Genomic DNA, 25,660 nt, shown 5'->3' on the forward strand with positions numbered 1-25,660 from the left:
ATGAAAATCATCACACTTTCCCTTCTTTTGCTTCTGGGAGTTAGTTATTCAGCAGCTGCGCAAAGCTTAGCCGACTATTTTCAACTAGGTGCCGAAAACAATCCAGGACTAAAAGCTAAATACAAGGCTTTTGAAGCAGCATTGGAAAAGATCCCCCAAGTAGGCTCTTTGCAAGATCCAAGCTTGTCATTTGGCTATTTTATCTCTCCTGTGGAAACCCGTGTAGGGCCGCAAAAAGCCCGTTTTTCGCTGACCCAGCTATTTCCTTGGTTTGGCACCTTAAAGGCACAAGAGGATGTGGCGGCCTTACAGGCCGAAGTGAAATATCAGGAATTTCTTGATGCAAAAAACCAGCTTTACAACCAGCTGGCCGCTGTGTATTATCCTCTTCTGGAGACCCATGAGTTAATTGCTATTGAGGAGGAAAACCTCCGCATCCTTGAAACCTACTATTCCCTTGCCACTTCCAAACTTGAAAATGGAACGGGATCACTCACTGATGCCCTCCGTGCGGACATAATGATCCAGGCCGCCAAGACGAACCTCGAGGTACTAAAGGTTAAAATAGAGGGAAGCAACTCATGGCTTAACTCATTGCTTTCACGGCCTCATGATTCCCCCGTTGAGATCTCAGAAAAGTTAGAAATCAAAGCTGAGGAACGGGTGATTTCACCGGATTCTATCCCGTCCAACCCCTTGTTGGAGGGTGTGAACCTAAAAATTCAATCCAGTGAAGCCAGTAAGCGGGTAGCCCAAAAGCAAGGCATGCCAAAGCTAGGGGCGGGAGTGGATTATGTACTGGTGGGAGAACGAACAGATATGGTCATGCCTGATAACGGCAAAAATGTATTGATGCCCATGGTCACGATGAGTCTTCCGATTTTCCGTGGAAAATACAAGGGGGCTCAAAAAGAGGCTGAACTGACACAGGAGTCCTATAAACTGGAAAAAGAGGAGTTAAGCAATAAGCTTTACGGTTCCTATCACCGCTATTCTTCCGACATGAAAATCCAGGATGACCTGATCTCACTGTATGACAGACAAGTGTTGACTACCCAGCAAAACCTAGATCTTCTTTATAATTCCTATAGCAACTCGGGGAAGGATTTTGAAGAGGTTTTGAGTGTGCAACAGCAATTGCTGGAATTAAAAAAAATGAAACTCAAAGCTATGGTAGCTTATAAAACATCCTTGGCGCAGATCAATTACATAACCGCCAAAACTTACTGACTATGAGAAGTAAGAGCTGCCTGAACATCGCGACAATGCAGAAGATTTCATTTGTCATCCTATATGCAGTGGTGTTTTTGAACCTATACATTCTAGTAAACCCCATACACTATGGACCATTCAGATCACAATCACCAACAGCATGATTCCCATAAAAAGGGAAAACATGCTATGAAAGGAGCGCAAGGCCATGACCATGGCATGCATCATATGCATATGATCCAGGATTTCAAAAAACGGTTTTGGGTTTCTTTGGTCATCACCTTGCCGATAGTAGTCCTATCACCAATGATCCAGAGCCTTGTTGGCTATGAATTCAGATTTGAAGGGGATCGATACCTGCAAGTTGCACTTTCCTCCCTGGTGTTCTTCTACGGTGGCTGGCCTTTCCTGAAAGGCATGGTAGATGAACTAAAGGACAGGAAACCCGGAATGATGACCTTGATTGCCCTGGCCATTTCGGTAGCCTATTCCTATAGCTCCGCGGTAGTGTTTGGTCTGTCGGGGAAAATATTTTTCTGGGAGCTCGTCAGTTTAATCGACATCATGCTTTTGGGACATTGGATAGAAATGAAATCAGTATTGGGCGCCTCGAATGCCTTACAGGAACTGGCTAAGATGATGCCCTCAGAAGCCAGAAGAATTAAGGAAAATGGAGATTCTGAAGATGTTCCTATTGCGGAGTTAAAATCAGGTGACATAATTCTGGTGAGGCCAGGTGAGAAAATCCCCGCCGATGGACAAGTCCTGGAAGGAAGCAGTCATGTAAATGAATCCATGCTTACGGGTGAGTCCAAGCCGGTAGTCAAACAAAAAGACAATGAGGTAATTGGCGGTTCGGTGAACGAGAACGGTGCCCTGAAGATTAAAGTCAGGCACACCGGCGAGGATTCCTATTTATCCAAAGTAATCGGATTGGTTACAGAAGCGCAGAAAACCAAGTCCAAAACCCAGAACCTGGCCAATAAAGCCGCGGGTTGGTTGTTTTACATTGCGTTGGCAGCAGGGATCGTCACGTTGGTAGTTTGGTTAAGTTTAGGTGAAGACTTCAACTATGCGTTGGAGCGGATGGTTACCGTCATGATCATCTCCTGCCCCCATGCCCTGGGATTGGCGGTCCCCCTGGTGGTCGCAATTTCTACTTCAGTCTCTGCCAAGCATGGATTATTGATCCGCAACAGAACTGCTTTCGAAAACTCCAGAAAACTGACCACCATCATCTTTGATAAAACAGGAACCTTGACCAAAGGAGAATTCGGAGTAACCCGGTTCAAAAGCGTAGATGCTGGAATGGATGATCAAGAATTACTTTCTATAGCTGCCACCGTCGAAAATAGTTCAGAGCATCCTATCGCGGCTGGGATAGTAAGAAAATCCAAAGAGTTAGCTCTTAAACTCGGTGAGTCGGAAAATTTCCGGAATATAACTGGAATGGGCATACAAGCTAAACTCAACGGAAAGGAAATCAGTATTTTGAGTCCGGGAGGATTAAAACAAAAAGGCATAGCGCAACCGGAAGGAGCTTTTAAATCTGAAGATGAGACAGTGGTTTTTGTTCTTTCGGACGGGAAACTAATCGGTTTTATCGCTTTGGCCGATGAAATCAGGGAGGAATCCCAGGAGGCCATAGACACACTCAAAAAACAGGGGATAAAAATCCTTATGGCTACAGGCGACAATGAAACAGTCGCTAAAGCAGTAAGTAAAACACTGGGGCTGGACGGCCATTATGCTGAAGTAATGCCGGAAGACAAGCAGCAGATTATCAAAGACCTACAGTCAAAAGGTGAATTTGTAGCAATGACCGGGGACGGCGTCAATGATGCCCCTGCTTTAGCACAGGCAGATGTAGGCATCGCCGTAGGATCAGGCACCGACGTTGCAGCTGAAACAGCAGATATTATTTTGGTGAACAGTAATCCAAAAGACATTGCCAATTTAATCCTTTTTGGGGGCGCGACTTACAAAAAAATGATGCAGAACATCTGGTGGGCGGCAGGCTATAATATAGTGGCCGTTCCACTGGCTGCCGGTGTATTGGCAGGAGCAGGGATAATCCTTAGCCCGGCCATTGGTGCAGCTCTGATGAGTCTGAGTACTGTGATCGTTGCGTTAAACGCTCAATTGTTAAAAGGACAAATTAAATCTTAACTGAAACCGAGAATGAAGAAGAAAGACACACAGCCAGATGATTATCCACCGTGCGAGTTTTCGTGTGACCGATAAAATCAAAATATAAGCAGATGAAAAATATATTCAACAATAAATTTGTCCTGATAGCCATAACCTTGGTGGCAGGACTGGCCATTGGTTGGCTGATTAAGCCTACTCCCGAGCCAAAAAAAGAAGTCGATGAACATGACCATATCGAATCCATTGCGGGAATTCCTATCACTTACACCTGCTCAATGCACCCTCAGATCCGACAGGATGAGCCCGGTGACTGCCCTATCTGTGGGATGGATCTTATTCCACTGGAAAACAATAACACCGAAGCTGATCCTATGTCCGTGACCATGTCTCCTACCGCTATGCAGTTGGCAGGAGTTCAATCCATGGTAGTCGGAAATGCCAGCGCCAGAAAGTCCATTAGGCTAAATGGTAAAATCCAGGCGGATGAGCGGCAGAATTATACCCAATCGGCCCATATTCCCGGAAGAATCGAAGAGCTGCAGATCAACTTTACAGGGGAATACGTCAAAAAAGGCCAAGTGCTGGGGCAAATTTATTCACCGGAATTGGCAACAGCTCAAGAGGAACTTTTTCAGGCGGAAAAAATCAAGGACAGTCAGCCGGCGCTTTTCAATGCAGCTATAGAAAAACTTAAAAACTGGAAACTCACAGCTGTACAGATTGAACAGATTTTGGTTACGGGAAAAGTGACTGAACAACTTCCTATTCTAGCCAATGTCTCTGGATATGTCACCGAAAAAATGGTCAATCTGGGTGATTATGTAAACCGTGGTCAAGCAATCTATCAAATCGCTGATCTGAGCAAAGTCTGGGTACTTTTTGACGTTTATGAATCTGAGCTCCAATGGATCAAAAAAGGTGATCCTATACAATTCACAGTACAATCATTTCCGGGAGAGAAATTCGCGGGCAAACTAAGCTATATAGACCCGGTCATTAATCCCCAGACCAGAGTAGCGAAAGCCCGGTTGGAGGTAAGCAACCCCAATTTGAAATTTAAACCTGAAATGTTTGTTTCTGGGGAAGTTGACAGCAAAACCCCTTCCAACGAAGACAATAGCATTGTAGTACCAAAAACAGCTGTCATGTGGACAGGGACCCGTTCGGTGGTTTATATAAAAAATGTAACTGATCAGGCCGTGACCTTTCAACTTCGGGAAGTTACCCTTGGTGCATCATTGGGCTCGGAATACCTCATTACCTCAGGATTGGAACCAGGGGAAGAAATTGCCGTAAATGGCACCTTTAGTATCGATGCGGCTGCCCAACTGGCGGGAAAACCGAGCATGATGTCACCAGAGGGCGGCGCTGCGATGACCGGACATAATCATGGCGAGATTACTGAAAGTAAAACAAGCACCAAGGTTTCTACCAGTCACACGGAGGTTTCTGCCAAAGCGAAGGATGAGCTGAAACCCGTTTTTGATACTTATTTCAAGTTGAAAAATGCATTGACCAAGGATGAGCTAGCCGGATCCAAATCCAGCGCAGATGACATGCTGACCTTGTTGGAAAAGGTGAACATGGCTGAATTCAAAGGTGATGCCCACACTGAATGGATGAAATACAGTGAAAGAATCAAAGCGGCACTCGCTCAGATCAGTTCCCAAGAAAAATTAGAAGAAATCCGAAAATCATTTGGTTCCATATCCGATGAGATGCTTGGATTGGCAGAGAACTTCAAGCCCTTAACTACCAAAATCTATGTACAGCATTGTCCCATGGCAGACAGCAACAGAGGTGCGGATTGGTTGAGTTTGGAGGAAAAAGTAGTCAACCCATACTTTGGGAATGCGATGCTTACATGCGGTGAGGTCATCAAGACAATACCTTAAAATTTATAGACGTAACAATTAAGAATAGATGCGCAAGAACAATCAGTATTACGCACGCAGGATCCATAGATTTTTGGGAGTGCTTATAGGAATTCAGTTCCTCTTCTGGACCATTTCAGGGCTCTATTTCAGCTGGACAGATATTGATGAAATCCACGGCGATCATTATCGTACCGAACATATGATGCATGAAAATGCAAATGGGCTAATCGATATAAACAGACTTGATACTACCCTAATGATATCATCCCTTGAGCTTAGGTTTGTTAACCACAGACCTTACTATTGGGTAAATCAGAGCAAGTTGTTTGACGCTAAAACAGGGGAACTTCATCCCGGGATTTCAGAAGCAGAAGCAAGAGAAATCTCCCGGATTTATATCAAGGACGATCTCCAAATTAAGGAAATGCAATACCTGACCAAGGCAGGGGCTCACCATGAGTACCGTGGAACTTCCCTACCGGCTTGGGCTGTACATTTTGACCATCCTGAAAATCTTGTGGCCTATGTAGATGCCAGGAGCGGACAGTTCACCAAGGTGAGGCACAGATCTTGGCGTTGGTTTGACTTTCTATGGATGTTTCACACTATGGATTATGCCGGAAGGGATAATTTCAACAACCTTTTGCTGCGGATATTTTCCCTGGCAGGATTGGCAGCCGTGGGTTCAGGCTTCACCTTATTCTTTATGACAAGACGGAAAAATAAAAAACCAAAAAAATAAATACCTATCAAAATGAAAAATCTAAGAACACCTTTTGCAATTTCTCTACTGATTGCCCTTTCAATTGCCTGCTCAGGTAAATCCGGTGAAAATCATTCACAAATGAATGATTCGGACTCGCATGGAATGCATGAGGCTGAACCAGCGGAGAAAATCGCCGCAACAACCTCAACAGTCGCATTCAAAGAAGAGTCAACCACCCAGATTTTCAGTGCATACTTGGCATTGAAAGATGCCCTGGTACAAACTGATGGTGAAAAAGTAAGTGTAGAGGCGAAAAAACTGGAGTCTTTGCTGACTGAAACAAAGTACAATTCTATCAGGGAAGATGCGCAGAAAATTGCAGAAAGCACTGATCCTAAGATTCAGCGAGAATCATTTATCAGTCTTTCGGATCAAATGATAACATTGGCCAAAAACAGTGAGCTGGTAGCAGGAAACTTATTTCTGCAACATTGCCCTATGGCAAATGGCAATAAAGGAGCAAATTGGATCAGCCTGTCGGAAGAAATCAAAAACCCGTATTTCGGGGATAAAATGATGAAATGCGGTTCTGTGAAGGAAAAGATTTGAACAGGCATGGTAGGGGCACAAATCTTTCGCCCCTACCCTTTTTACCCAACAGAAAAGCCCAGAGCTTATTTACGCTCTCCGTGAAACCCATATCATTCTCCGCAATTATTTTCATCAATCTGATACTGTAAACCTCACTCCCAAGAACCCTCTGATTCCCTGATTTGGCGCAAACACATACGTAGGATCAAAGGTGAGCGCATTTGGGTTACCCGGAGTTGGAATCACATTTCCATTTGGCCCAAAAAGCACCCCCTCGTCAAAGGGATCAAATGCCCTGGCTATTGAATTGGCAGGAGGTGTAAAATTCAACAGGTTTTTCACGCCACCATATATTTCCCACTTCTCCCCTATCTTTTTGGTCAACTGTATGTTCTGGAGACTGTACCAACTGGAAAATTCCGGTCTATCATCCAATGGGCCTAGCAAAGGCAAACGCATAGGGCTGTAAACATTTCCTGTATAATCCACCGTCAGCCCGAGGCGGAAAAACTCATAACCAACTGACCAAACCCCGGAAAAACGCTCCGTAAGCAATTGCCGTGATTTGATTCCCTCCTCCTCTATGCTCACATCCATCAGTGTGGCTCCCCCAGTCATATTCAAACCATTTGCCCAAGCAGCATTGAGATTCAGCGAAACACCCTTAGAAACCGCCGAGCCATCAAGATTGGCATAAATTATCTGATTTGGGTTTGACTCGTAGTCAGGGATGATACGGTTTGTGAAGTAAGTGTAGAAAGCTGAGCCATCCAATCCAATAAATGTTCCGTTATCGGTGTAGATTTTCTTCACCAGATTCGCATTTACATTCCAGCTTTGCTCAGGCCTCAACTCTTCTGTGAAGATCACTTCCCTTGCACCCGTCAGTGCAGCATGGTCCTCCGTAAACACATTGGCTACCCTAAAACCATTTCCCGCAGAGAATCTGAACACCATGCTTTTGTCTGTAGAAGAAAGTTTGTAATTCAAACGTGGCGAAAAAATAGAACCATGAATGGAGTTGTGATCGTAACGGACTCCAAGCAGTAAACTTTGATTGACGGTCAGCTTAATTTCATCCTGTAAAAAAGCTCCTGGAAGATGGATGATTGAAGGAGCGTTTTCGTCTGAATCTGACTTAGTGGTAGCGACCGTATTATCATCATAATACGTATATCGATATGCCAACCCGAGTAATAATCCATGTTTTTGAGCCGTTTTTGTCCAGGTCAATTGACTGAAACCTATGTATTGATCAGCGTTATAACGTGTGGTTCCATACGTTGAGTTTTGGTTGTGTCCATTCGCCGAAAACTGAAAGTTTATATTCTCTGTGGTCGGCAACTGCCATGTGCCAAAAGCCTCCCATCTACTGGTATAGATACTCTCTCCATACACTTCCTCTCCACCTCTGTCAGCAGTGGTCCAGTTCATCTGTCCTCCCCAACGATCTTCGTAGATATATCTTCCCGCTAGGGTGAACAACCTTTTTCCCGGTCTCTGTACATTGATTTTCTGAAAAACAGATATTCTTTTTGAAAGGGTCACGTCGGTAAATCCATCCGAGTTATTGTCAATCGGGTTATCGTAGTAAAAAGCATTCATACCGGTAAGTACCTGAATGTTTTTGCCCCAGTTAGAGCGCAAACCTAAATCAAGGTTCATCTCTCCCCAACTGGTACCAAAAAAATCCGTGGATAATGAAGGTGCGTTTTCTGGTTTTTTTGTAATTACATTGATCAATCCCCCCACTGCCTCTGAGCCATATAGTGTGGATGCGGGACCTTTTACCACTTCTATCCTATCTATCAGAGACTGGGGAATGCCCGTCAAGCCATAGACAGTGGCCAAGCCACTTACAATGGGCATCCCGTCAATTAGCACCATGGTATATGGACCTTCCAGTCCGTTTATATGAATATCCCCGGTATTGCAGACATTACAGTTGATTTGAGGTCGTACGCCGTTCACATTCTGCAAGGATTCGAATACGGAAGGTGTAGGATTGGCTCTAAAAAAATTAGCACTGTAAACTTCCACCGGCACCGGACTATCCAACTTTGATACTTCTTGCATCGTGCCACTTACAACTACCTCATCCAAACCTCCATCCATTTCTTTAAGGTCGAAAACCAAATCTGAATTACCGGAATTTAAAAGTTTCACTACCTGCTGGGATGTCTGGAACCCCACCATAGATGCTTGGAAGGTAAAGGTTCCGGTTTCATTCAAGGCGATTGTAAATCTACCTAGAGAATCTGTCACCGCTCCCTTGCCTTGTCCTTTCACATACACATTGGCATATTCTACAGGTTCTCCCTGGAATAGAACCTTACCTTTTATCAACATATTTTGGCTATAACAGCTATAAGGAATAAGATAAAAAAGTGCTATTACTAGTACGATCTGTTTCATTATCTGAATATTAAATTAGAATTAGATACGGCAAATCTACAATGTTAGATTTGTCTAACAAAATTGTTTTTAAAATTATTTTAGCATATTTGAATACTAAAGCAATAGGAAATGGCGTCACAGACCGAAGAGAACTATCTGAAATCACTTTTTAACCTTGCCAATGAAAAGGACGAGGTGAACATCTCCGAGCTTGCTGCCCAGATGCAAGTCAGCATGCCTACAGTAAACAGCATGGTCAAAACCCTTCAAAAGAATGGTTGGCTGATCTACGAAAAATACAAGCCTGTCATTCTTACTGCCAAAGGAAAGAGAGAAGCGGCCCTAATAATCCGCAAACATAGACTCACGGAAATGTTCTTGGTCAATAAAATGGGCTTTGGATGGGAGGAAGTACATGAAATCGCCGAACAGGTGGAGCATATCCATGCCCCCAAGTTCTTTGAGCGTATGGACGAAATGATGGGTTTCCCAACAATAGACCCCCATGGTTCCCCTATTCCTGACAAGCAAGGTAGGATCCAGGAAAGTAACTACATCGCCCTAAGCAAATGCACCAAGGGGCAACAGGTGAAACTTGCCGCCCTGACCAATTCCTCGACTGAATTTTTGGAATTTCTGAATAGTCGGGATCTTCAGCTAGGCACGGAACTTACGATCAAATCTGTAGAGTCCTACGATCAGAGTATGGTGGTTTCCTATCCAGGACATGACTCAGAGACCTTGAGCGAAAAGGTATGCGATCGGCTTCTGGTTGGGGTGGTTGGATAATAATTAGAACGATTATATTAATTCCATCCTGGTCTATGTCCTCACGATCTACTTGGCAAAAACTATCAGAAAATCGGCTTTTGGAGACAGTCACCGGGGTAAGAATTACAATTAAAAGAATAGGCTATGGGAGAATCTAAAAATCAGAGTTTCCTAGCCTCTTGTAATTTTTCCTTTATGGATTCATAACTCCCCTCGTGCTCCCAATAAACAATCCGGCCCCAAAGCTCTCTACAAAGCCAAAAAAAAACACCTGCTGATCGCTCAACAGGTGCTTTAGCTAAAGAATTTCAGCTCAGCTTAGCGCACAGTTTTCTTATAATCGGTGACCAGGTGCTTAATGAAAAACTCCATCATCCGGTCTCTGTTTAGGGCTGTATGCCCACCGTCAGGAGCAACCTGAACTTCTATACTCTTACCTGCATCCTGAAAGGCTTTGATCAGCATAAGTGAGTTGGATGGATGTACATTATTATCCGCTGTTCCGAAGAAGATCAATAATTCACCCTGTAGTTGATCTGCTTTGTTCATCAGGTTAAATCTATTGTAGCCTTCCTCATTATGGTCAAGCGTGCTCATAAAGCGCTCTGTATAGATGTTGTCATACAGTCTCCAGTCAGTTACAGAAGAGTTTGCGACAGCCGCATGGACCAGTTCAGGGAATCTAAGCAGCATGGAAGCCGCAGTAGTTCCACCATACGAAGTTCCGTAAACTCCCACCCTGTCCTTGTCGAAGTATGGACGATCATGCAGTGATTTGATGCCTTCGGCAAAATCATCCATCTCCACCAATCCCAAATTTCCATACAGCTGATCCAACAATTTCTTACCACGGCCTCTTACATTTCTACCGTCAATATTGAGTACCAAAAAACCGTATTCAGTCAAAGGATCAGGCAAAGTGAAGTTTTCTCTGAATGCATTTGTAGCTGGGCCGCCGTAGTTGCTTAGGATCACGGGGTATTTTTTGTTCGGGTCAAAATCTGATGGGAAATGAATCATGCCATGAAGTTCAGTTACCCCATCTTTGGAAGTAAATGTAAACACCTCTACTTTTTTCAGCCCCAACTCCTCAAACTTGCTCATGTCGCTTTTTGCCAGTTCAGCTACTACTTTTCCTTTCGCATCTACCAAATTAGTGAATGGTGCCACGTCATGCTTCTGGGCCACATCCACGAAGTATTTGCCGTCAGGGGAAATCGTCACGCTATGGTTATATGCAGGATCCGTTAACCTTTCATCTTTTTTGCCATCCAATTGTACACGGTGAAGCTGCATCAGCATGTGGTTTTCACCACTTCTACCCATATAGTAAAGCGTCTTGTTATCCTCATCTACTTTCACGATGTTAGACACTTCAAATGGATGGGAAGTAATAGCATTTACTAATGTGCCATCAAAATTATACAGGTAGTAGTTGTTGAACCCTGTTCTTTCGGAAGCCCAGATGAAGTGCTTACCATCTTCCAAAACCTCCATTTCTGGAGAATTCACTACGAAACTTGGAAGCCATTCTTCGCGGATCACGGTTCTGCTCTTTCCTGTTTCTGGATTAGCAGCCCGAAGCTCCAGGATATTCTGACGTCTATTGGTACTGTGATATAGCAATTCCTTGCCGTCAGGAGTCCATGAAATATCATAAATGTAAGTTCCCAGATCGCCGTCACTGTATGGCTTCCCATCCCTGATATCCAGTTCTATCATTTTCTTGGTCTCCAAGTCATAGACCATCAGATCCACTGGAAGATTTGGCTCGCCTACTTTAGGATAAGCTTCAATCTCAAGAGAGTCATACAAGCTCAGTTGATTTAACAGCACATAGTATTTTTTTACATCCTTTTCCACAAATCTGTAGAAAGCGATTTTACTCCCATCAGGAGACCACCACATAGCCGTATTTTGATCCAATTCTTCTCCATATACCCACGTAGCAATACCGTATTTGACTTGATTTTCTTCGTTGCCGTCTGAAGTAATGGCTACTACATTGCTTCCGTCAGCATTGGCTAAGAACATGTTACGATCCTTCGTAAATGCCTTATACTTTCCGTCAGGAGACTCCGCAGAGTCAAACTGGCGGCCGCGGGCAGGTCGATTCCAAGCTCTTCGCTCGGGTGCAGGGGCATCCCCTACTTCGGTCACTTTTTTTGTTTTTAGAGAGAATGACCGCAGTTTCCCGTCCTCTACATATTCAAAGGATTTCCCGTCTTCTGACCAGGTCACATTGAGGCTTCCGGGTTTTACCGCAGATCTAAGTTGGGGAACTGTTTTTTGGTATTGCTCATAGCCAGGCATGTTTTTCAGTTTGTCCTGGGCCTGGGAGGCTGAAATAGTCGCAGCCAAAGCAACGGCCATTGTAAAGAAGAACTTATTCTTCATATAATATTCGAGTTAAGTTTATTCGTGTTGCGATGATACTATTTTTAGCTGTAAAAAACAGGTATAAATCCATATATGGTATGCCAAAGGTTGAAATTGCGCTTGGCTACATTAACTTCATGTTTTCTATCCCTTGATTAGAAAATGCATTAACTATGGACTCTTTGAAATTACCTGAATTTACCCTGATGGGGATCATGCTGTCTGAAACCACCAATGAAAATGAGCAGGCAATGAAGGATTGTGGGGCACTTTGGCAGCGATTCGAAAAAGAATCCATCTATTCCCAAATTCCCGACAAACTTAGCGATGACGTATATGCCGTATATTATGCTTACCAGGGAGACCATACTCAGCCTTATTCTTATTTTATTGGCTGCAAAGTCCGAGATACTGCGGAAACTCCTATCGGACTGCACAAAATACAAGTTCCGTCGGATACTTACCTCAAAAAGACCGCATCAGGCAAAATGCCCGACTGTGTCGCCAATGCCTGGAGGGAAATCTGGAAATCTGATCTGGGCAGGGCATATCATTTTGATTTCGAAGTCTATGATCAGAGAAGCCAAGATTGGGAAGCAGCTGAGGGAGATGTTTTTCTGTCTATAAGGTGAATTTCCCTCCTCACAAAATCTCCATATATTGGTTTGACAAAGTCAACAACCCCGAATAATCTACAATATGGAATATAGAAAGTTAGGAAACACTGGATTGGACTTGTCCATACTAGGATTTGGAGCGTCCCCAATGGGAGATGTATTTAATGTTTCTGACGAAAAAGATGGCTACCGAGCCGTTCGCTATGCGATAGATCATGGTGTGAATTTTTTCGATGTTTCCCCATTTTATGGTCTGACCTTGGCGGAAAAGCGATTGGGAAACGCACTGGAAGGAAAGCGTAACCAAGTAGTTTTGGCTACCAAATGTGGGCGCTATGATCTGAAGGAATTTGATTTTTCAGAAAAGCGGATCCTCAAAAGCGTCGAAGATTCCCTTTCCAGACTGAAAACAGACTATGTGGATCTACTTCAACTCCATGACATAGAATTTGTGGACAAAGAACAAATCCTAAATGAAGCCTGGCCATCTTTAGTCAAACTCAAGGAATCAGGTAAAGCCAGATTCATCGGAATTACCGGTTTACCGGTAAACTATCTGGCTGAAATCACGCGGAATATTGATGTGGATACAGTCCTGTCCTGGGCACATTACAATTTGCTGGAAGATGAAATAAACCGTGAACTTGTGCCACTTTCGAAAGAAAAAGGCTTTGGCCTGATGAATGCGGCGCCATTAATGCAGCGCATACTTTCAGACGCCCCTTTACCTGAATGGCATAGATCTCCGCAAGCCATGAAGGATATGCAAGCTAAATTGCTTAGCCTTTGTGCTACGTACGGAGCCAGGCTTAGCGATGTGGCAATCCGCTATGCCTTGGATCATCCTGACATCACCACGACCATCGTAGGCATGTGCGATCTGGCAACCATAACTCAAAATGTAAGTGTTTTGGATTTTAGTATTCCCGATGGACTTTTGGAAGAAATCGAAACACTCGTCGCACCAGTTAAAAACCAAATGTGGTACGAAGGAAAGCCGGAGAATAATATTTAAGAAAAGACGGGAGACAGAAGACAGATGCCCAATCCAATTCAATAGTGTTTACTGGAAGAAGCCTTGTAATTCCAATATCTCCAATGAGGGGAATAGCAATATAAAATCTGGTAAACTCTAGTTATATGCTACTTCTGTCATCCGTCTTCCAGCCAGGTAAGCCAAGCAATAATCTTAATGGCATAATAAAATCTAAAAACAAATTAAAAACACATGAAAGCACTAGTCCTCACAGATATCGGCAAAACAGAACTCAGAGAAGTCGAAAAACCGACACCGAAAGCCGGGGAAGTCCTACTTAAAGTTGGGATGGTAGGCTTTTGCGGGGGAGATCTGAACAGTTACCGTGGTCTATTTCCCCTGCAGGAATATCCAAATATCCTTGGACATGAGGTTGGAGGTACGATAGAAGAACTGGGGCCTGAGGTGCCTGCTGATATCAAAGTCGGTATGAAAGTCACGGTTTATCCTTACTTGAATTGCGGGAAATGCATCGCTTGTCGCAAGGGAGCTAGGAATGCCTGCAAAGAAAATAAGACGATGGGTGTTCGTCGTCCTGGAGCGATGTGTAGATACATTGTTTTGCCTTGGCAGGATGTCTTTCCTTCAGAGAAATTGTCCCTGCGTGAATTGGCTTTGGCTGAACCGCTCACGGTAGGTTTTCACTCGGTGAACCGTGCAAAGGTCACTTCCACAGATCGTGTCGCGGTAATAGGTTGCGGAATCGTAGGCTTGGGTGCGGTGGCCTCAGCTGTGAATAAAGGAGCTGAAGTAATCGCAATTGATCTTGACGACACCAAACTTGAGATTGCGAGGAAAATCGGTGTGAAACACACCATTAACCCAAAAAGGGTCGATCTGCACCAAACCTTACAAGAATTGACTACCAATGATGGTCCCGATGTGATCATTGAAGCTGTGGGAAGTCCCATCACTTATCGACAGGCTGTGGAAGAAGTGGCTTTTACCGGTAGAGTTGTCTGCATTGGCTATGCCAAGGCACCTGTGGAATTCAATACTTCCCTATTCGTACAGAAGGAAATTGAAATCTTAGGTTCAAGGAATTGTACCACAGAATTCCCAGAGGTAATCAGCTATTTGGAACAAGGTAATTTCCCGGTGGAAGAGGTAATCAGCAAAGTAGTTACGATCGACGAATCGGAAAAGGCACTTTCAGACTGGGCTAAAGACCAGCAGGGAATAATTAAAATAATGATAGATTTTGACAAATAAGAAAATGATAAAATCCTGTGTAACGATTGCTCTTGTCCAACAAATAAAAACAGGGCCATGGATATTTTGGGATGATCTGCAAGCTGGAATGGAAAAAGCTTCCAAATTGGGCTTTGATGCGATTGAGCTATTCACTGCCTCAGCTGATTCGATTGAAATACCTGGATTAAAGGATCTTCTAACCAATTATAACCTGGAACTTGCTGCTGTTGGAACCGGGGCAGGCAAAGTAATCCATGGTTTAACACTTACTGACCCGGATCCAGAAATAAGAGAAAAAGCTGTTTCCTTCATTTTAGGTATGATTGACTTTGGAGCTGCATTCGGAGCTCCGGCAATTATTGGCTCTATGCAGGGAAATGTACTTACTGGAAATGACCGGGGAGAAACTTTGTCTTGGTTGGCAGAAGGTTTAAATAGATTAGGAAAGCATGCCGAATCTAAAGGAGTCATACTAATCTACGAGCCACTCAATCGATACGAGACCAATTTGATGAACACTATTGAGGCTGGGTCAAAGTTTATAGAGACATTGGAAACCAAGTCTGTTAAGCTTCTAGCTGACTTATTTCATATGAATATTGAGGAGGGAAACCTGGAAGAAAGCATTTTGAACTGGGGAAAATACATCGGGCATGTTCACTTCGCTGACAGCAATAGAAGGCCAATGGGATTTGGACATACTTCTATGAAGGAAATTGCAGAAGCACTAAAAACAGTTGGTTACCAAGGTTTTGCGTCAGCGGAAGCTTTCCCCTACCCGAGTCCAGATGAAGCGGCTGAGCAGACGATAGCGGAGTTTAGGAAATGGTTCCGTTGAAATTTTAGAAATACGATTGACGATTTAGGGGTGCATTAGGAATTCCAAACATAGAATTTTTAGATGAGTCAACTCCCCTCGTTAATGTGTTCTAATCTCTTCGCTTCCTTACTTCTTGACCCTTGATTCTTGGTTCTACTTTCTTAAATCTAAAATCTTGATACTTACATCTAGCTATTTGATATTTTAAAAAATGAAACGTTTCGCACTAACACTTGACCTCATTGACGATGAGGAATCAATCAAAGAATATGAGCAGCACCATGCTCCTGGAGCCGCTTGGCCCGAAGTAACCCAACACGATATCGATGCTGGTATCCTGAATCTTGAGATTTTTCGCACAGGCAATCGCATGTTTATGCTGATGGAAACTGTGGATGAATTTGACTTCGAAACAAAAGCAAAGTTCGATGCTTCCAACCCCAAAATTGCTGAATGGGAAGCTTTTATGTGGAAATACCAACAACCTATCCCCTGGGCAAAACCCGGTGAAAAGTGGGTTCTCATGGATAGGATCTTCAAGTCAGGAGAGTAATTAACAAAGATTGACTGTCTTCTTTCATGTGTTTATAATTGTTTTTTTAATGGTCACATAGCCTGTCCCGTCCGCCTCGGCGGATCGGGAGAATCTCGCAGCGTTCATAATCATGCCAGTGTGGGTCGTTATCGACATGCCTGCCTGTCCGGTAGCAGGCTCGATTTCATATTTTATCCCTACTTTACTAGTCAACAAATCTCTTTTCCTCTAATGAAAAACTATATAACAAACCCTCTTTCGATCACTCTGATTTTACTCAGTTCTAGCCTAAGCTTTGGACAAAACACCATTAATAAATATAAAAAATATGATTTATTAGATTATAGTTGGTGCAATACTACCTTTCTTGACGCTAGTTGTTAAAGCTGTTTTTATCAAGAAAAAAATCACGATTTTTTTTATTTCACCTTATTGTAAAATGTTCATCAATTCTAATAAAAGGATATTTTCTTGATTTTTATCATATTTATATACACTTAAAAAAACTATAAAATCTCTGGTAAAATAAAATAACCACTTTAATGAAAAAAATAGACCGTATTACATCATTTTTTCCTTTTGTTCCCTTACCAACAACAATTCTTGGTACTTATACAATGATATATTTTGATGTGCCAATTAGTATTTGGTCATTAAACCTGTCTATTGTTTGTGTTGGTGTTTTTATTGCACTGTTCTTTTTGAAGAAACCGGTCCCACTGAAGGACATCAACCCGATTATCGTACTAGCCACTTCTATGATTTTACTGTTAGGCACTTTTTATGATGAGGGGATTATGAATGTGCATCGCTGGATAAATATAAAATCTTTGCAAATAAATATTGGTTTAATAGCTTCGCCTCTACTGTTGATACAAATTTCAAGGGTTACTAGTCATACTTTTGCAATTGTATCTAGTGTTATAGTAATTATTATTTTTTCATTACAACCAGATTCCTCACTGGTTTCAGCATTTTCAATTTCTGTTTGTATTATTTTGTTTAGGAATCATAAGTCCAAACTTGTGAACATTTCATTCTTTTTATTTGCCTTGATTTCGATTGGTTACTCTTGGTACCATTTAGATAATCTTGAACCAGTTAGCCATGTTGAAGAAATTGTTGATTTAACAAAGAGAATTTCAAAGACTTTGTTTTTTGTGTCAGTGATTTCATTATTGTTATTAGTGATCCCCTTTGTATATGATTATCCTAAGAAAGATGACATGTCTGTTTCATTGGGAATCTATTACTTAATTATACTACTTGCCACCTTCTTAGGACATTTCCCTGTCATGCTTATGGGCTATGGAATCTCACCTATAATTGGGTATTTTATCGGTTTGATTTGGAAAATTAACACCAACACTAAAACAGAAGGTACTACTAAAGAAGATATGGTAAATAATAATACCAGCCAAAATCGGGTCGATTCAAGCAATGGTTCTGTGCTTTGAGCACAAGTTTTCGCTTTGAAGAAGGTCTTATGAGCACCCATTTTCGTCAAGCTATAATGATGGGTTTACCCATGTTTTTTTCGTGATACTTTGCTATTTCACTGCAATTTCAAAAGTCTTTTCAAATGCCAAACCGTTTTTTGTCAATCCCTCGACTCTCAGATTCATACGTTTGAGAGCTTGGGGGATTTTCACTTTGAATGAGTAAATCCCTTTCTTGCTTTCAGCAGTTGCATCCCAATAGAGGGTTGGTTTGCTTTCTACTGGTTGGTTATTTTCAAAACTATTAGGGAAAGGAATTTCGCGGGAAAAACCGCGGACTCTAAACTTCTGGAATTCAGAATGGTTAAAAGCTGTTTGTTCAACTGGGGCAATTCTGTTGCCTTTTTTCGTGGTGATCATAATCACCCCACCAAAACCTGCCATACCAAAGGAAGTAGAGTTAAAGGTGTAAACTTTAATCGATTCCAATTCAGCTGGAATGAAGGTGCCCATTAAGGTCTCAAAGGCTTCATCATTTAAGAATGGATACTGTGTTCCATCTATGATTACTAAAGGATTTGACGCATTGAGGCCGAAATTGTAGTTCCCAATGCTTTTTCCTCCGCGCTTAAATCCAAAGTATCCTGCCAGTGCTTCGGATGAAATAGTTTCCAACCTATCCCCACTTAGTTCCCTATCCGGCGTTCCATAGCCATAATTACGCTCCTCCAAAGTCACCATCTTCGTATCCTCCTTTACAAACTCTTCCAGCAAGACAAAATCGCCGGTAAAGTCAAACTTCAATTCATCATTCTTTCTTTGAAAAGTCTGGTAGTTGAGCTTGGGATAAGACCCTTTGAAAGTTGGCTTGCTCTTTTCATTGATAGTGACCGATCCATAGTGCCTTTGCCTTGAATCCAAGGCGGCAATTGAAATCGTAGCAGTATCTGTGAAATACAGTCCCGTGACCCTGAAATATCCTGAGGAATCAGTGTTGACTATTCCATAATCAGCTAAATCATCTCTGACGACAGTAATAGGATTGACCAATGGGTCACGCTTTTTATCTCTTGTAAACTGACCCTCTATTGTAATTCCAAACTCGATTTGATGATTGCCCATAGCTAGTTTTTTTGGTGGTTCTTTTGCATCAAGCCATTCCATAGCATCCAAAATATTCACCTGTCCATCGAGAGTTGAGACCAAATCCGCATCTGTCAAGGAAACTGTAAACTGAGCGTCTGTCAATTCCTCCGTTTCATCTAAAAATGATAGCTGGAACTCCATTTCTTTATCGGAATCTCTGAAAAACAATGAGTCGGACAAATTGATTGTCAACTCTCCGACAAGATCAGGGTTTACAATGGCGACAGTTTGGATACTCTCTTCTTTTTCCAAAACTGGAAGCGCTCTCAGAAAAATATCCCTGTTCGGAAAATTACGCATCCACTCAGTGTATGCTCTCAGGAAGTAGTCATCGGCTTTAAGTTCATTTGGCAAAATAAATCCCCCTGCAATTCTTCCTTCTTTGATGGGAAAAATTTCAGATTGAATGACTTTTGAGTCTTTATCCATCAAGTCAATATAAACCACTCTGCTGAGTGTATCGGACATAATACTATTTTGATAGAGCATTTGCCCACCTAGCCACACCGTTTCCCCTGGATAATAGTAAGGCTTATTCGTATTGAAATAAGGCTTTTCCCGAAGGTTGTTCCAACGGGAAAATCTCATCTGGGAGCTATCAACTTCCGCCAGGTATCCGTATCCCTCTAAACTCTTTGCTGGCTCATAGTCATGTGGCAAAAATCTACCCATGCGTTGCCTCCCCATGTATCCGGACAAAATAACCTGCGATGGAACTACAGGAATCCCATTTCGATCAATATCGAAATATCCTAGAGGAGCAGAAACCCAGCTTACTGGGTAGTAAAGATCTGTGTAATAGTCATTTAACCAGAATTTCTCAGGGTAATGGATTTCGGCTTTAAACGGCCATATAACTCTATAATTTCCATTTTCCAGGGGAATTCTTTGGATGGAATCGGCAAATACTCTTCTAATGGATTTGTCAACTTCCTCGGTAAATACATTTGTACGCACCCTAAAATGATCATCAGGTAGTACCTCGAAAATCTGGAAATTTTCTTCATGTACTTTAGCCAGTAAAACTGATTTTAACAAATGTCTAATAGACCCCATGTAGCTACTCACCTTATTACTCTCTATTTTGGCAAGTTCAACAGTGTCTGCCAACTCTTGGGAGTCAAAAAACACAAATCCCACATAGCTGGAGCGATTGTGATAATAACGGTAATCCTTCAAATAATAAGTCACATCATACCCCAAGGCGTGGTTTACTATATGCAAAGGTTCCTGAGCAGTGGCACGTACATAATTAGGCCCATCCGCTTTGACAGTTTCAAAATCCAGTACCCAGGGGTTTTTAATGTCAAGTTGGGACGCAAAAGGATCATTCGGAAGAGCCAAAAAAACCTGCTTGAATCTCCGCAAATCCCGCTCCCACTTCTTGTCCCTACGGCTTTTTAGCTCCACCTCAGTGAGGACAGATTCCAAAGGCTTCAGTTTAAAATCGACTTTTGTAGAGCCAGAACTACCGATACTAAGTGTCTTCGTATCCGTCTCAAACCCTACATAGGAAGCAACCAACTCTACATTTCTGGGTAAACTCCCAGAAATGATAAAATTACCTTTATCATCCGTAGTGCTTCCCAGTGTTGTATTGTTGATGAAAACATTGGCAAAAGCCATAGGCTCACCGGTTTTTGCATTTTTGACCGTTCCGGAGATAGTCTGGGAATTTGCCAGAAAAACTGATAGCATAGCTACACTAAAGAGCACGCACCGGATCGGTGATAAAAATGTAATCATTTGGCTTAGATTGGGTTTCGCCTCTTAAGATAACAGTTTTGACGAAAAGGAACATGGACTTTATAGAATTAGGTGAAATACTCAGAACCCTTGTCAGGTAATGTTTGAAGAAGTAAACCCTAGCTAAGAGGCTGGAATTTCTCAAGTGCAGTCTATAAATCTTTGGACAATCATCTAAATGATCTTATTTTGTCTGATTATTTTAAGACAATTTCAAAAGGATGCTGCTCAGTAAGCTGGAGATTAAGGGATTTAAGAGTTTTGGGGACAAAATGGTGATTAACTTCGACAAGGGGATCACCGGCGTCGTTGGGCCTAATGGCTGTGGAAAATCCAATGTAGTGGATGCGATCCGCTGGGTGCTAGGCGAGCAAAAAACCCGTTTGCTCCGCTCTGACAAGATGGAGAACGTGATTTTCAACGGTACCAAAAACCGTAAAGCATCCAACCTGGCTGAGGTATCCCTGACTTTTGAAAACACCAAAAACCTCCTTCCTACAGAATATACCTATGTCACGGTAACCAGGCGCTACTATAGATCTGGTGATAGCGAATACCAGATCAACGGCGTGACATGCCGACTGAAGGATATTGCCAATCTTTTCATGGACACGGGAATCAACTCGAATTCCTATGCCATCATCGAACTGAAAATGATCGATGAACTGCTGAATGATAAGAATAACTCACGTCGGGATTTATTTGAGGAAGCGGCAGGAATCTCAAAATTCAAAAACAGAAAGAAAGAGACGCTGAGAAAACTTCAGGATACGGACGATGATCTGGCCCGTGTGGAAGATGTGCTTTTTGAAATTGAAAAGAATCTAAAAAGCCTGGAAAAGCAGGCAAAACAGGCTTCCAAATATTTTGAAATCAAAAAAGATTACCGGGTAGCAAGTATCAACCTTGCCAAAAAAAGCATAGAGAAATACAGTAAGTCCTTAATAGATGCCAATCATAAAATTCAGGAAGAAGGCGACAAAAAATTACAACTTCAGACGAGAGTAGCAGATCAGGAGGCCTTGCTCAGCCAATTAAAAGCTGACTTGATCCAAAAAGAAAAGTTGCTTTCCAGCCGGCAGAAGGCGTTAAACGAACATGTAAATAAAATCCGCTCTTTCGAGTCTGAGAAGAAAATCAAAAATGAACGCCTGAGATTCTTGGAGGATCGGTCACAAAAACTCCGCGAACAGATCGATACTGACCGCAAGTCAAATGACCGTGCGGGATTCAGCATACGCTCACTTCAGCAGGAAAAAGAGTCAGCCGAAAAAATGCTTGCAGAGAAGGAGATGATCGTATCTGAGCTGCGAGAGGCTTTTGAAAGCCAAAAGCAAATTCAGGCCGAAAAGCAACAGGCTCAAAAGACAATAAACCTAAATTTTGAAACATTAAAGGAAAAGGTATATCAACTAAGTAAGGATATAGAAATCAAACAAATACAGCTCTCCACGCTGAAGCAGGAGCTGGAGCGTACATCCTCGGACGATTCCTCCCAGGAAGCAAGTTTAATGGACTTTGAGGAAAAGCTGATTGAGTTAAAATCAGAGTTGAACGAATCCACCAAAGGTTATGAAGACCTAAAAGCCAAGCAGGAGGATTTGGATCAGAAGATCGAGGAAACCAATCGGGTGATAGAGATGATCCGGGAGGAATTGACTCAATCTTCACGTAAGCTTGACTCCAAAACCAATGAATACAACCTCACCAAATCCTTGGTGGAGAATCTTGAGGGCTTTCCTGAAGCCATCAAGTTTCTGAAAAAAAATCCAAGTTGGGGAAAGGACGTGCCACTCCTCTCCGATCTGCTCACCACTTCGGAAAAATACAGGGTAACTATAGAAAATTACCTGGACAGCTACATGAACTATTATGTGGTAGATACCGAAGCCCAGGCGATTACGGCCATTCAGCTTTTGAGCGATTCCGCCAGAGGTAAGGCAAACTTCTTTGTGCTGGAGCATTTTGAGCGGTTTAAACCCAGTCAAAACAAGCTTTTTTCCAATGCCACAGCCGCCACGGAAATTATAGAATTTGACGTCAAGTACTCCCGTCTGATCAACTTTATCCTTGATAATGTCTATATAGTCCAGGGTGAACACAGGGACTTTCCGCAGGATAGTGAGGCCATATTCATCAGTGAAAACGGCAAATACACCAAACGGAAATTCAGTTTATCAGGTGGCTCCGTGGGACTATTCGAGGGGAAAAGAATCGGTAGGGCCAAGAATCTGGAAAAGCTGGATAAGGAAATCAAAGAACTGAATAAAAAAGTAAGCAGCACCAGAAATAACCTTGACAATAAGCTTTCGGAACTGATGAAGCTGAAAGAAATCAGCTACAAAAAGACCCTGGAAGAATGGCAGAATAAGATCAATGGTATCAACCAGGAGTTCGTGTCAGTACGGACCAAAAAGGAACAGCTGGCGGAATTGCTGAGCTCAAACGCCAATAAACGGGAGGATATTCTGGATAGAATAGCGTCTATTGAAGAGAGTTTGTCCGAGATTCAGCCGCAGCTATTTGAAGAGCGGGCGGAGTTTGAAGCCCTTCAGGATGAGCTGGAAGAACTGAACGAATCCTACGAGAAGGAATCTGCCTTGCTTACCGAAAAATCACAAGCCTTCAACGCAGAGAACATTCTTTACCATCAGCACCTGAACCGGGTAAATAGTCTGGATCAGGAAATCGAATTCAAGCAATCTGCCTACGAAGGTTCTAAAGAAAGAATAGAAAAATCCCAGAGTGAACTTTCGCAGTTGGACACGGAAGTCAAATCCCTGCTCGACAATAATGAGGTCAAGGATGATGAACTGATCGAGTTGTATGCTGAAAAAGAAGGAATAGAAAAGGGAGTTCAGGAAGCTGAAAAGGATTACTATGCCAGTCGGGGCGCAATAGACGAGACCGATCAGCAGATCAGGAGTCTCCAGAAGTCAAAGGAAAGTTTTGATCAGCTGATTCATGAACTGGAAAATGCCGTCAACGAGATCAAGCTCAAAATGACCGGCATGAAGGAAAGACTGAGCGTGGAATTCGAACTGGATCTGGATGAGCTGATGGAAGAAAATCCTGAAATAGACGAGGAATTCAGGGAATTTGCCGAGGAAAAACTTCGGGAGTTGGTAAGCAAGCAAAAGGAAAAGCTTGAAAAAATAGGCCCAATTAATCCGATGGCGATGGAAGCTTATGATGAAATCAAGACACGCTATGACTTTATCAGCAGCCAAAAAGAAGATCTCATCAAAGCCAAACAATCTCTGCTGACTACCATTCAAGAAATAGATCAGGTGGCGAAGGAGACGTTTTTGGATGCTTTTGCCAAGATAAAGGAGAATTTTGTAAAGGTATTCCGCTCACTCTTTACCGAACAGGATGACTGTGACCTGACTTTGGTAGATCCCGCAAATCCTCTGGAGTCTGCCATTGAGATCATGGCCAAGCCAAAAGGTAAGCGTCCCCTTACGATCAACCAGCTTTCGGGTGGTGAAAAGACGCTGACTGCCACTTCCCTGCTCTTTTCCATTTATCTGTTGAAGCCAGCTCCGTTCTGTATTTTTGATGAGGTAGATGCCCCGCTTGACGATGCCAATATTGATAAGTTCAACCAGATCATCCAGCGATTTAGCGGCGAATCCCAGTTTATCATAGTCACACACAACAAGCGAACCATGGCCAGTACTGATATCATCTATGGGATTACCATGATTGAAGCAGGTGTGAGCCGGGTGGTTCCGGTAGATCTTAGGGAGCTGGTTTAGCCAGAGCCAGTGGTTATAATATTCCCTATCTGCTTGGCGATGCCTAAGCTGTAATGAGGATATTACGGAAGGAAAATTCAGTACATAGGTGAAAAATGGAATTGGAAAGTGTCTCGTTCTGTTGCTGAGTGTTTTATAAATCCCTGAATTTCCTTTCGCTTGACTGGGAATTGTAAATGGGTATTTCTTTGGTCTCCAATAAGTTGAGATAGTACAAAAAGGCCTTCTACACAACTATGTGTGTAATCTTATATTTTGTCCCCATACTATCTTATTACACTTCGATCGCACTGGATTTCCATCCAATATTTCCCTAAAACATTTGTATTTTTTATATATTTAGTTAATTTAAAATCTAATTTTCAAGCTAATGAAACTTTATACCGTAGCTGTTTTTCTCATCTTTATTTCGTTTTCACTGGAACAGGTACATGCCATTAATCCTGATCGGGAATATATCCTAACCCCGGATTCTGTGGGATGGAATTACGAGCAACTACTTATCAAAACCACCGATGGCTATCAACTGAACTCATGGATCTATGAAGCCAATAAGAAAAACGACAAAGATACTGTCCTGATTTTGGCTTATCCTGATGCAGGTAATATGTCTTACTTTGTTTACCATTCCGCGGTTTTAGCCGATGCAGGCTTTACGGTGGTCACGTTTGATTATAGAGGTTTTGGGGAAAGTGATGATTTTGAAATTCAACGGGAATACCTGTATTACACGGAATTTGCTTTGGATTTAGAAGCAGTAGTGGATACTATTTCCCTCAAATTCCAAAACAAAAAAATAGGAATCTTGGGAATGTCCATGGGAACTACAATCGCTTCAAGAGCCTATCCTCAAATTAAAAACCAGATTGACTTTATAATCGGTGAAGGGTTTGTAACGGATACCTCTGCTATTGTGAATTATTACAAAGGCAAAGGTAAAAGTATTTTGCTGCCCGAAGATCCGGAACTATACCTGGATTCCGTCCAGTCCATAGTCTGTCCAATGCTGATATTAACCGCATCAAACGATGAAGTCACTACGTCCAGCGCAGCGTTTAGCCTTCAAAAGATGTTAGGCGCTACTTGTCATATCACTCTATATGAAGGGGAACATCTTGCTGGATTTCAGATAGATTATGAGAATAAAGGTTTTGGAGGTTGGTACATTGAGCAACTGGAAAAATTTTTGGAAAAAGCATAAGTGATAGATTGAGGTATGGAGCATGGTGCCACCTGCAAATCCGTCTAGACTTTAGCCCTTTTACTAATAACTTATAGACTT

18 protein-coding genes are annotated in these 25,660 nt (G+C 42.4%); 14 read left to right on the forward strand and 4 right to left on the reverse strand.

Going from position 1 to position 25,660, the window contains the following annotated elements; translation table 11 throughout:
* The 5 genes from LZF95_RS15310 (at position 1) to LZF95_RS15330 (ending at position 6,555) form a co-directional block, all read left to right on the forward strand.
* A complete protein-coding gene (locus LZF95_RS15310) occupies positions 1–1,230 on the forward strand; it encodes a TolC family protein (protein WP_233755973.1) in 1,230 nt (409 codons plus the stop codon).
* Positions 1,231–1,401: 171 nt separating this feature from the next.
* A complete protein-coding gene (locus LZF95_RS15315; RefSeq protein WP_233756044.1) occupies positions 1,402–3,381 on the forward strand; it encodes a copper-translocating P-type ATPase in 1,980 nt (659 codons plus the stop codon).
* 92 nt (positions 3,382–3,473) lie between these two features.
* Positions 3,474–5,258, forward strand: coding sequence for an efflux RND transporter periplasmic adaptor subunit (locus LZF95_RS15320; protein ID WP_233755974.1), 1,785 nt, complete (start codon positions 3,474–3,476; stop codon positions 5,256–5,258).
* 28 nt (positions 5,259–5,286) lie between these two features.
* On the forward strand, positions 5,287–5,982 hold the full coding sequence (locus LZF95_RS15325) for a PepSY domain-containing protein (protein ID WP_233755975.1): 696 nt from the start codon (positions 5,287–5,289) through the stop codon (positions 5,980–5,982).
* A gap of 12 nt (positions 5,983–5,994) precedes the next feature.
* Positions 5,995–6,555 carry a DUF3347 domain-containing protein gene (locus LZF95_RS15330; protein ID WP_233755976.1) on the forward strand — a complete coding sequence of 187 codons (561 nt, stop codon included), beginning with the start codon at positions 5,995–5,997 and terminating at the stop codon, positions 6,553–6,555.
* Positions 6,556–6,669: 114 nt separating this feature from the next.
* On the opposite strand, the gene LZF95_RS15335 is transcribed toward LZF95_RS15330, so the two are convergent.
* Positions 6,670–8,952, reverse strand: coding sequence for a TonB-dependent receptor (locus LZF95_RS15335; RefSeq protein ID WP_233755977.1), 2,283 nt, complete (start codon positions 8,950–8,952; stop codon positions 6,670–6,672).
* Between the two features lie 111 nt (positions 8,953–9,063).
* On the opposite strand from LZF95_RS15335, the gene LZF95_RS15340 reads away from it, so the two are divergent.
* On the forward strand, positions 9,064–9,723 hold the full coding sequence (locus LZF95_RS15340; RefSeq protein ID WP_233755978.1) for a metal-dependent transcriptional regulator: 660 nt from the start codon (positions 9,064–9,066) through the stop codon (positions 9,721–9,723).
* Between the two features lie 300 nt (positions 9,724–10,023).
* Here the strand turns inward: LZF95_RS15340 and LZF95_RS15345 are convergent, their stop codons facing one another.
* Positions 10,024–12,102: an alpha/beta fold hydrolase gene (locus LZF95_RS15345; RefSeq protein WP_233755979.1), complete on the reverse strand. Its 2,079-nt coding sequence runs from the start codon at positions 12,100–12,102 to the stop codon at positions 10,024–10,026.
* Between the two features lie 155 nt (positions 12,103–12,257).
* Between LZF95_RS15345 and LZF95_RS15350 the strand changes: the two genes are divergently transcribed.
* From LZF95_RS15350 to LZF95_RS15370, 5 genes are all read left to right on the forward strand, one after another.
* Positions 12,258–12,716, forward strand: coding sequence for a GyrI-like domain-containing protein (locus LZF95_RS15350; RefSeq protein WP_233755980.1), 459 nt, complete (start codon positions 12,258–12,260; stop codon positions 12,714–12,716).
* A 67-nt stretch (positions 12,717–12,783) separates the two neighbouring features.
* Positions 12,784–13,716 carry an aldo/keto reductase gene (locus tag LZF95_RS15355; RefSeq protein ID WP_233755981.1) on the forward strand — a complete coding sequence of 311 codons (933 nt, stop codon included), beginning with the start codon at positions 12,784–12,786 and terminating at the stop codon, positions 13,714–13,716.
* Between the two features lie 213 nt (positions 13,717–13,929).
* The gene (locus LZF95_RS15360) at positions 13,930–14,949 is read left to right on the forward strand and encodes a zinc-binding alcohol dehydrogenase family protein (RefSeq protein ID WP_233755982.1); all 1,020 of its coding nucleotides are present in this window, start codon (positions 13,930–13,932) and stop codon (positions 14,947–14,949) included.
* 4 nt (positions 14,950–14,953) lie between these two features.
* The gene (locus LZF95_RS15365; protein WP_233755983.1) at positions 14,954–15,769 is read left to right on the forward strand and encodes a sugar phosphate isomerase/epimerase family protein; all 816 of its coding nucleotides are present in this window, start codon (positions 14,954–14,956) and stop codon (positions 15,767–15,769) included.
* A 193-nt stretch (positions 15,770–15,962) separates the two neighbouring features.
* On the forward strand, positions 15,963–16,304 hold the full coding sequence (locus LZF95_RS15370) for an L-rhamnose mutarotase (protein ID WP_233755984.1): 342 nt from the start codon (positions 15,963–15,965) through the stop codon (positions 16,302–16,304).
* Between the two features lie 24 nt (positions 16,305–16,328).
* On the opposite strand, the gene LZF95_RS15375 is transcribed toward LZF95_RS15370, so the two are convergent.
* Positions 16,329–16,499 carry a hypothetical protein gene (locus LZF95_RS15375; protein ID WP_233755985.1) on the reverse strand — a complete coding sequence of 57 codons (171 nt, stop codon included), beginning with the start codon at positions 16,497–16,499 and terminating at the stop codon, positions 16,329–16,331.
* A gap of 329 nt (positions 16,500–16,828) precedes the next feature.
* On the opposite strand from LZF95_RS15375, the gene LZF95_RS15380 reads away from it, so the two are divergent.
* On the forward strand, positions 16,829–17,743 hold the full coding sequence (locus LZF95_RS15380) for a hypothetical protein (protein ID WP_233755986.1): 915 nt from the start codon (positions 16,829–16,831) through the stop codon (positions 17,741–17,743).
* A 93-nt stretch (positions 17,744–17,836) separates the two neighbouring features.
* On the opposite strand, the gene LZF95_RS15385 is transcribed toward LZF95_RS15380, so the two are convergent.
* Positions 17,837–20,617 (reverse strand): carboxypeptidase-like regulatory domain-containing protein, encoded by a 2,781-nt coding sequence (locus LZF95_RS15385; RefSeq protein WP_233755987.1) that lies wholly within the window; start codon positions 20,615–20,617, stop codon positions 17,837–17,839.
* Between the two features lie 221 nt (positions 20,618–20,838).
* Here LZF95_RS15385 and smc point away from each other — a divergent pair, with 221 nt between their 5' ends.
* Both smc and LZF95_RS15395 read left to right on the forward strand, forming a co-directional pair.
* Positions 20,839–24,378, forward strand: coding sequence for a chromosome segregation protein SMC (gene smc / locus LZF95_RS15390; protein WP_233755988.1), 3,540 nt, complete (start codon positions 20,839–20,841; stop codon positions 24,376–24,378).
* Positions 24,379–24,748: 370 nt separating this feature from the next.
* A complete protein-coding gene (locus LZF95_RS15395; RefSeq protein ID WP_233755989.1) occupies positions 24,749–25,579 on the forward strand; it encodes an alpha/beta hydrolase in 831 nt (276 codons plus the stop codon).
* Positions 25,580–25,660: the final 81 nt, after the last annotated feature.

Source organism: Algoriphagus sp. AGSA1 (assembly GCF_021390545.1).
Taxonomy (GTDB): Bacteria; Bacteroidota; Bacteroidia; order Cytophagales; family Cyclobacteriaceae; genus Algoriphagus.

What these genes read in the sequence shown, in the direction of transcription:
- LZF95_RS15355 (WP_233755981.1), top strand. Translation starts at nt 12,784, where the DNA reads ATGGAATATAGAAAGTTAGGAAACACTGGATTGGACTTGTCCATACTA.
- LZF95_RS15330 (WP_233755976.1), top strand. Translation starts at nt 5,995, where the DNA reads ATGAAAAATCTAAGAACACCTTTTGCAATTTCTCTACTGATTGCCCTT.
- LZF95_RS15395 (WP_233755989.1), top strand. Translation starts at nt 24,749, where the DNA reads ATGAAACTTTATACCGTAGCTGTTTTTCTCATCTTTATTTCGTTTTCA.
- LZF95_RS15380 (WP_233755986.1), top strand. Translation starts at nt 16,829, where the DNA reads ATGAAAAAAATAGACCGTATTACATCATTTTTTCCTTTTGTTCCCTTA.
- LZF95_RS15325 (WP_233755975.1), top strand. Translation starts at nt 5,287, where the DNA reads ATGCGCAAGAACAATCAGTATTACGCACGCAGGATCCATAGATTTTTG.
- LZF95_RS15350 (WP_233755980.1), top strand. Translation starts at nt 12,258, where the DNA reads ATGGACTCTTTGAAATTACCTGAATTTACCCTGATGGGGATCATGCTG.
- LZF95_RS15345 (WP_233755979.1), bottom strand. Translation starts at nt 12,102, where the DNA reads ATGAAGAATAAGTTCTTCTTTACAATGGCCGTTGCTTTGGCTGCGACT.
- smc (WP_233755988.1), top strand. Translation starts at nt 20,839, where the DNA reads ATGCTGCTCAGTAAGCTGGAGATTAAGGGATTTAAGAGTTTTGGGGAC.
- LZF95_RS15315 (WP_233756044.1), top strand. Translation starts at nt 1,402, where the DNA reads ATGAAAGGAGCGCAAGGCCATGACCATGGCATGCATCATATGCATATG.
- LZF95_RS15360 (WP_233755982.1), top strand. Translation starts at nt 13,930, where the DNA reads ATGAAAGCACTAGTCCTCACAGATATCGGCAAAACAGAACTCAGAGAA.
- LZF95_RS15320 (WP_233755974.1), top strand. Translation starts at nt 3,474, where the DNA reads ATGAAAAATATATTCAACAATAAATTTGTCCTGATAGCCATAACCTTG.
- LZF95_RS15335 (WP_233755977.1), bottom strand. Translation starts at nt 8,952, where the DNA reads ATGAAACAGATCGTACTAGTAATAGCACTTTTTTATCTTATTCCTTAT.
- LZF95_RS15365 (WP_233755983.1), top strand. Translation starts at nt 14,954, where the DNA reads ATGATAAAATCCTGTGTAACGATTGCTCTTGTCCAACAAATAAAAACA.
- LZF95_RS15310 (WP_233755973.1), top strand. Translation starts at nt 1, where the DNA reads ATGAAAATCATCACACTTTCCCTTCTTTTGCTTCTGGGAGTTAGTTAT.
- LZF95_RS15385 (WP_233755987.1), bottom strand. Translation starts at nt 20,617, where the DNA reads ATGATTACATTTTTATCACCGATCCGGTGCGTGCTCTTTAGTGTAGCT.
- LZF95_RS15340 (WP_233755978.1), top strand. Translation starts at nt 9,064, where the DNA reads ATGGCGTCACAGACCGAAGAGAACTATCTGAAATCACTTTTTAACCTT.
- LZF95_RS15370 (WP_233755984.1), top strand. Translation starts at nt 15,963, where the DNA reads ATGAAACGTTTCGCACTAACACTTGACCTCATTGACGATGAGGAATCA.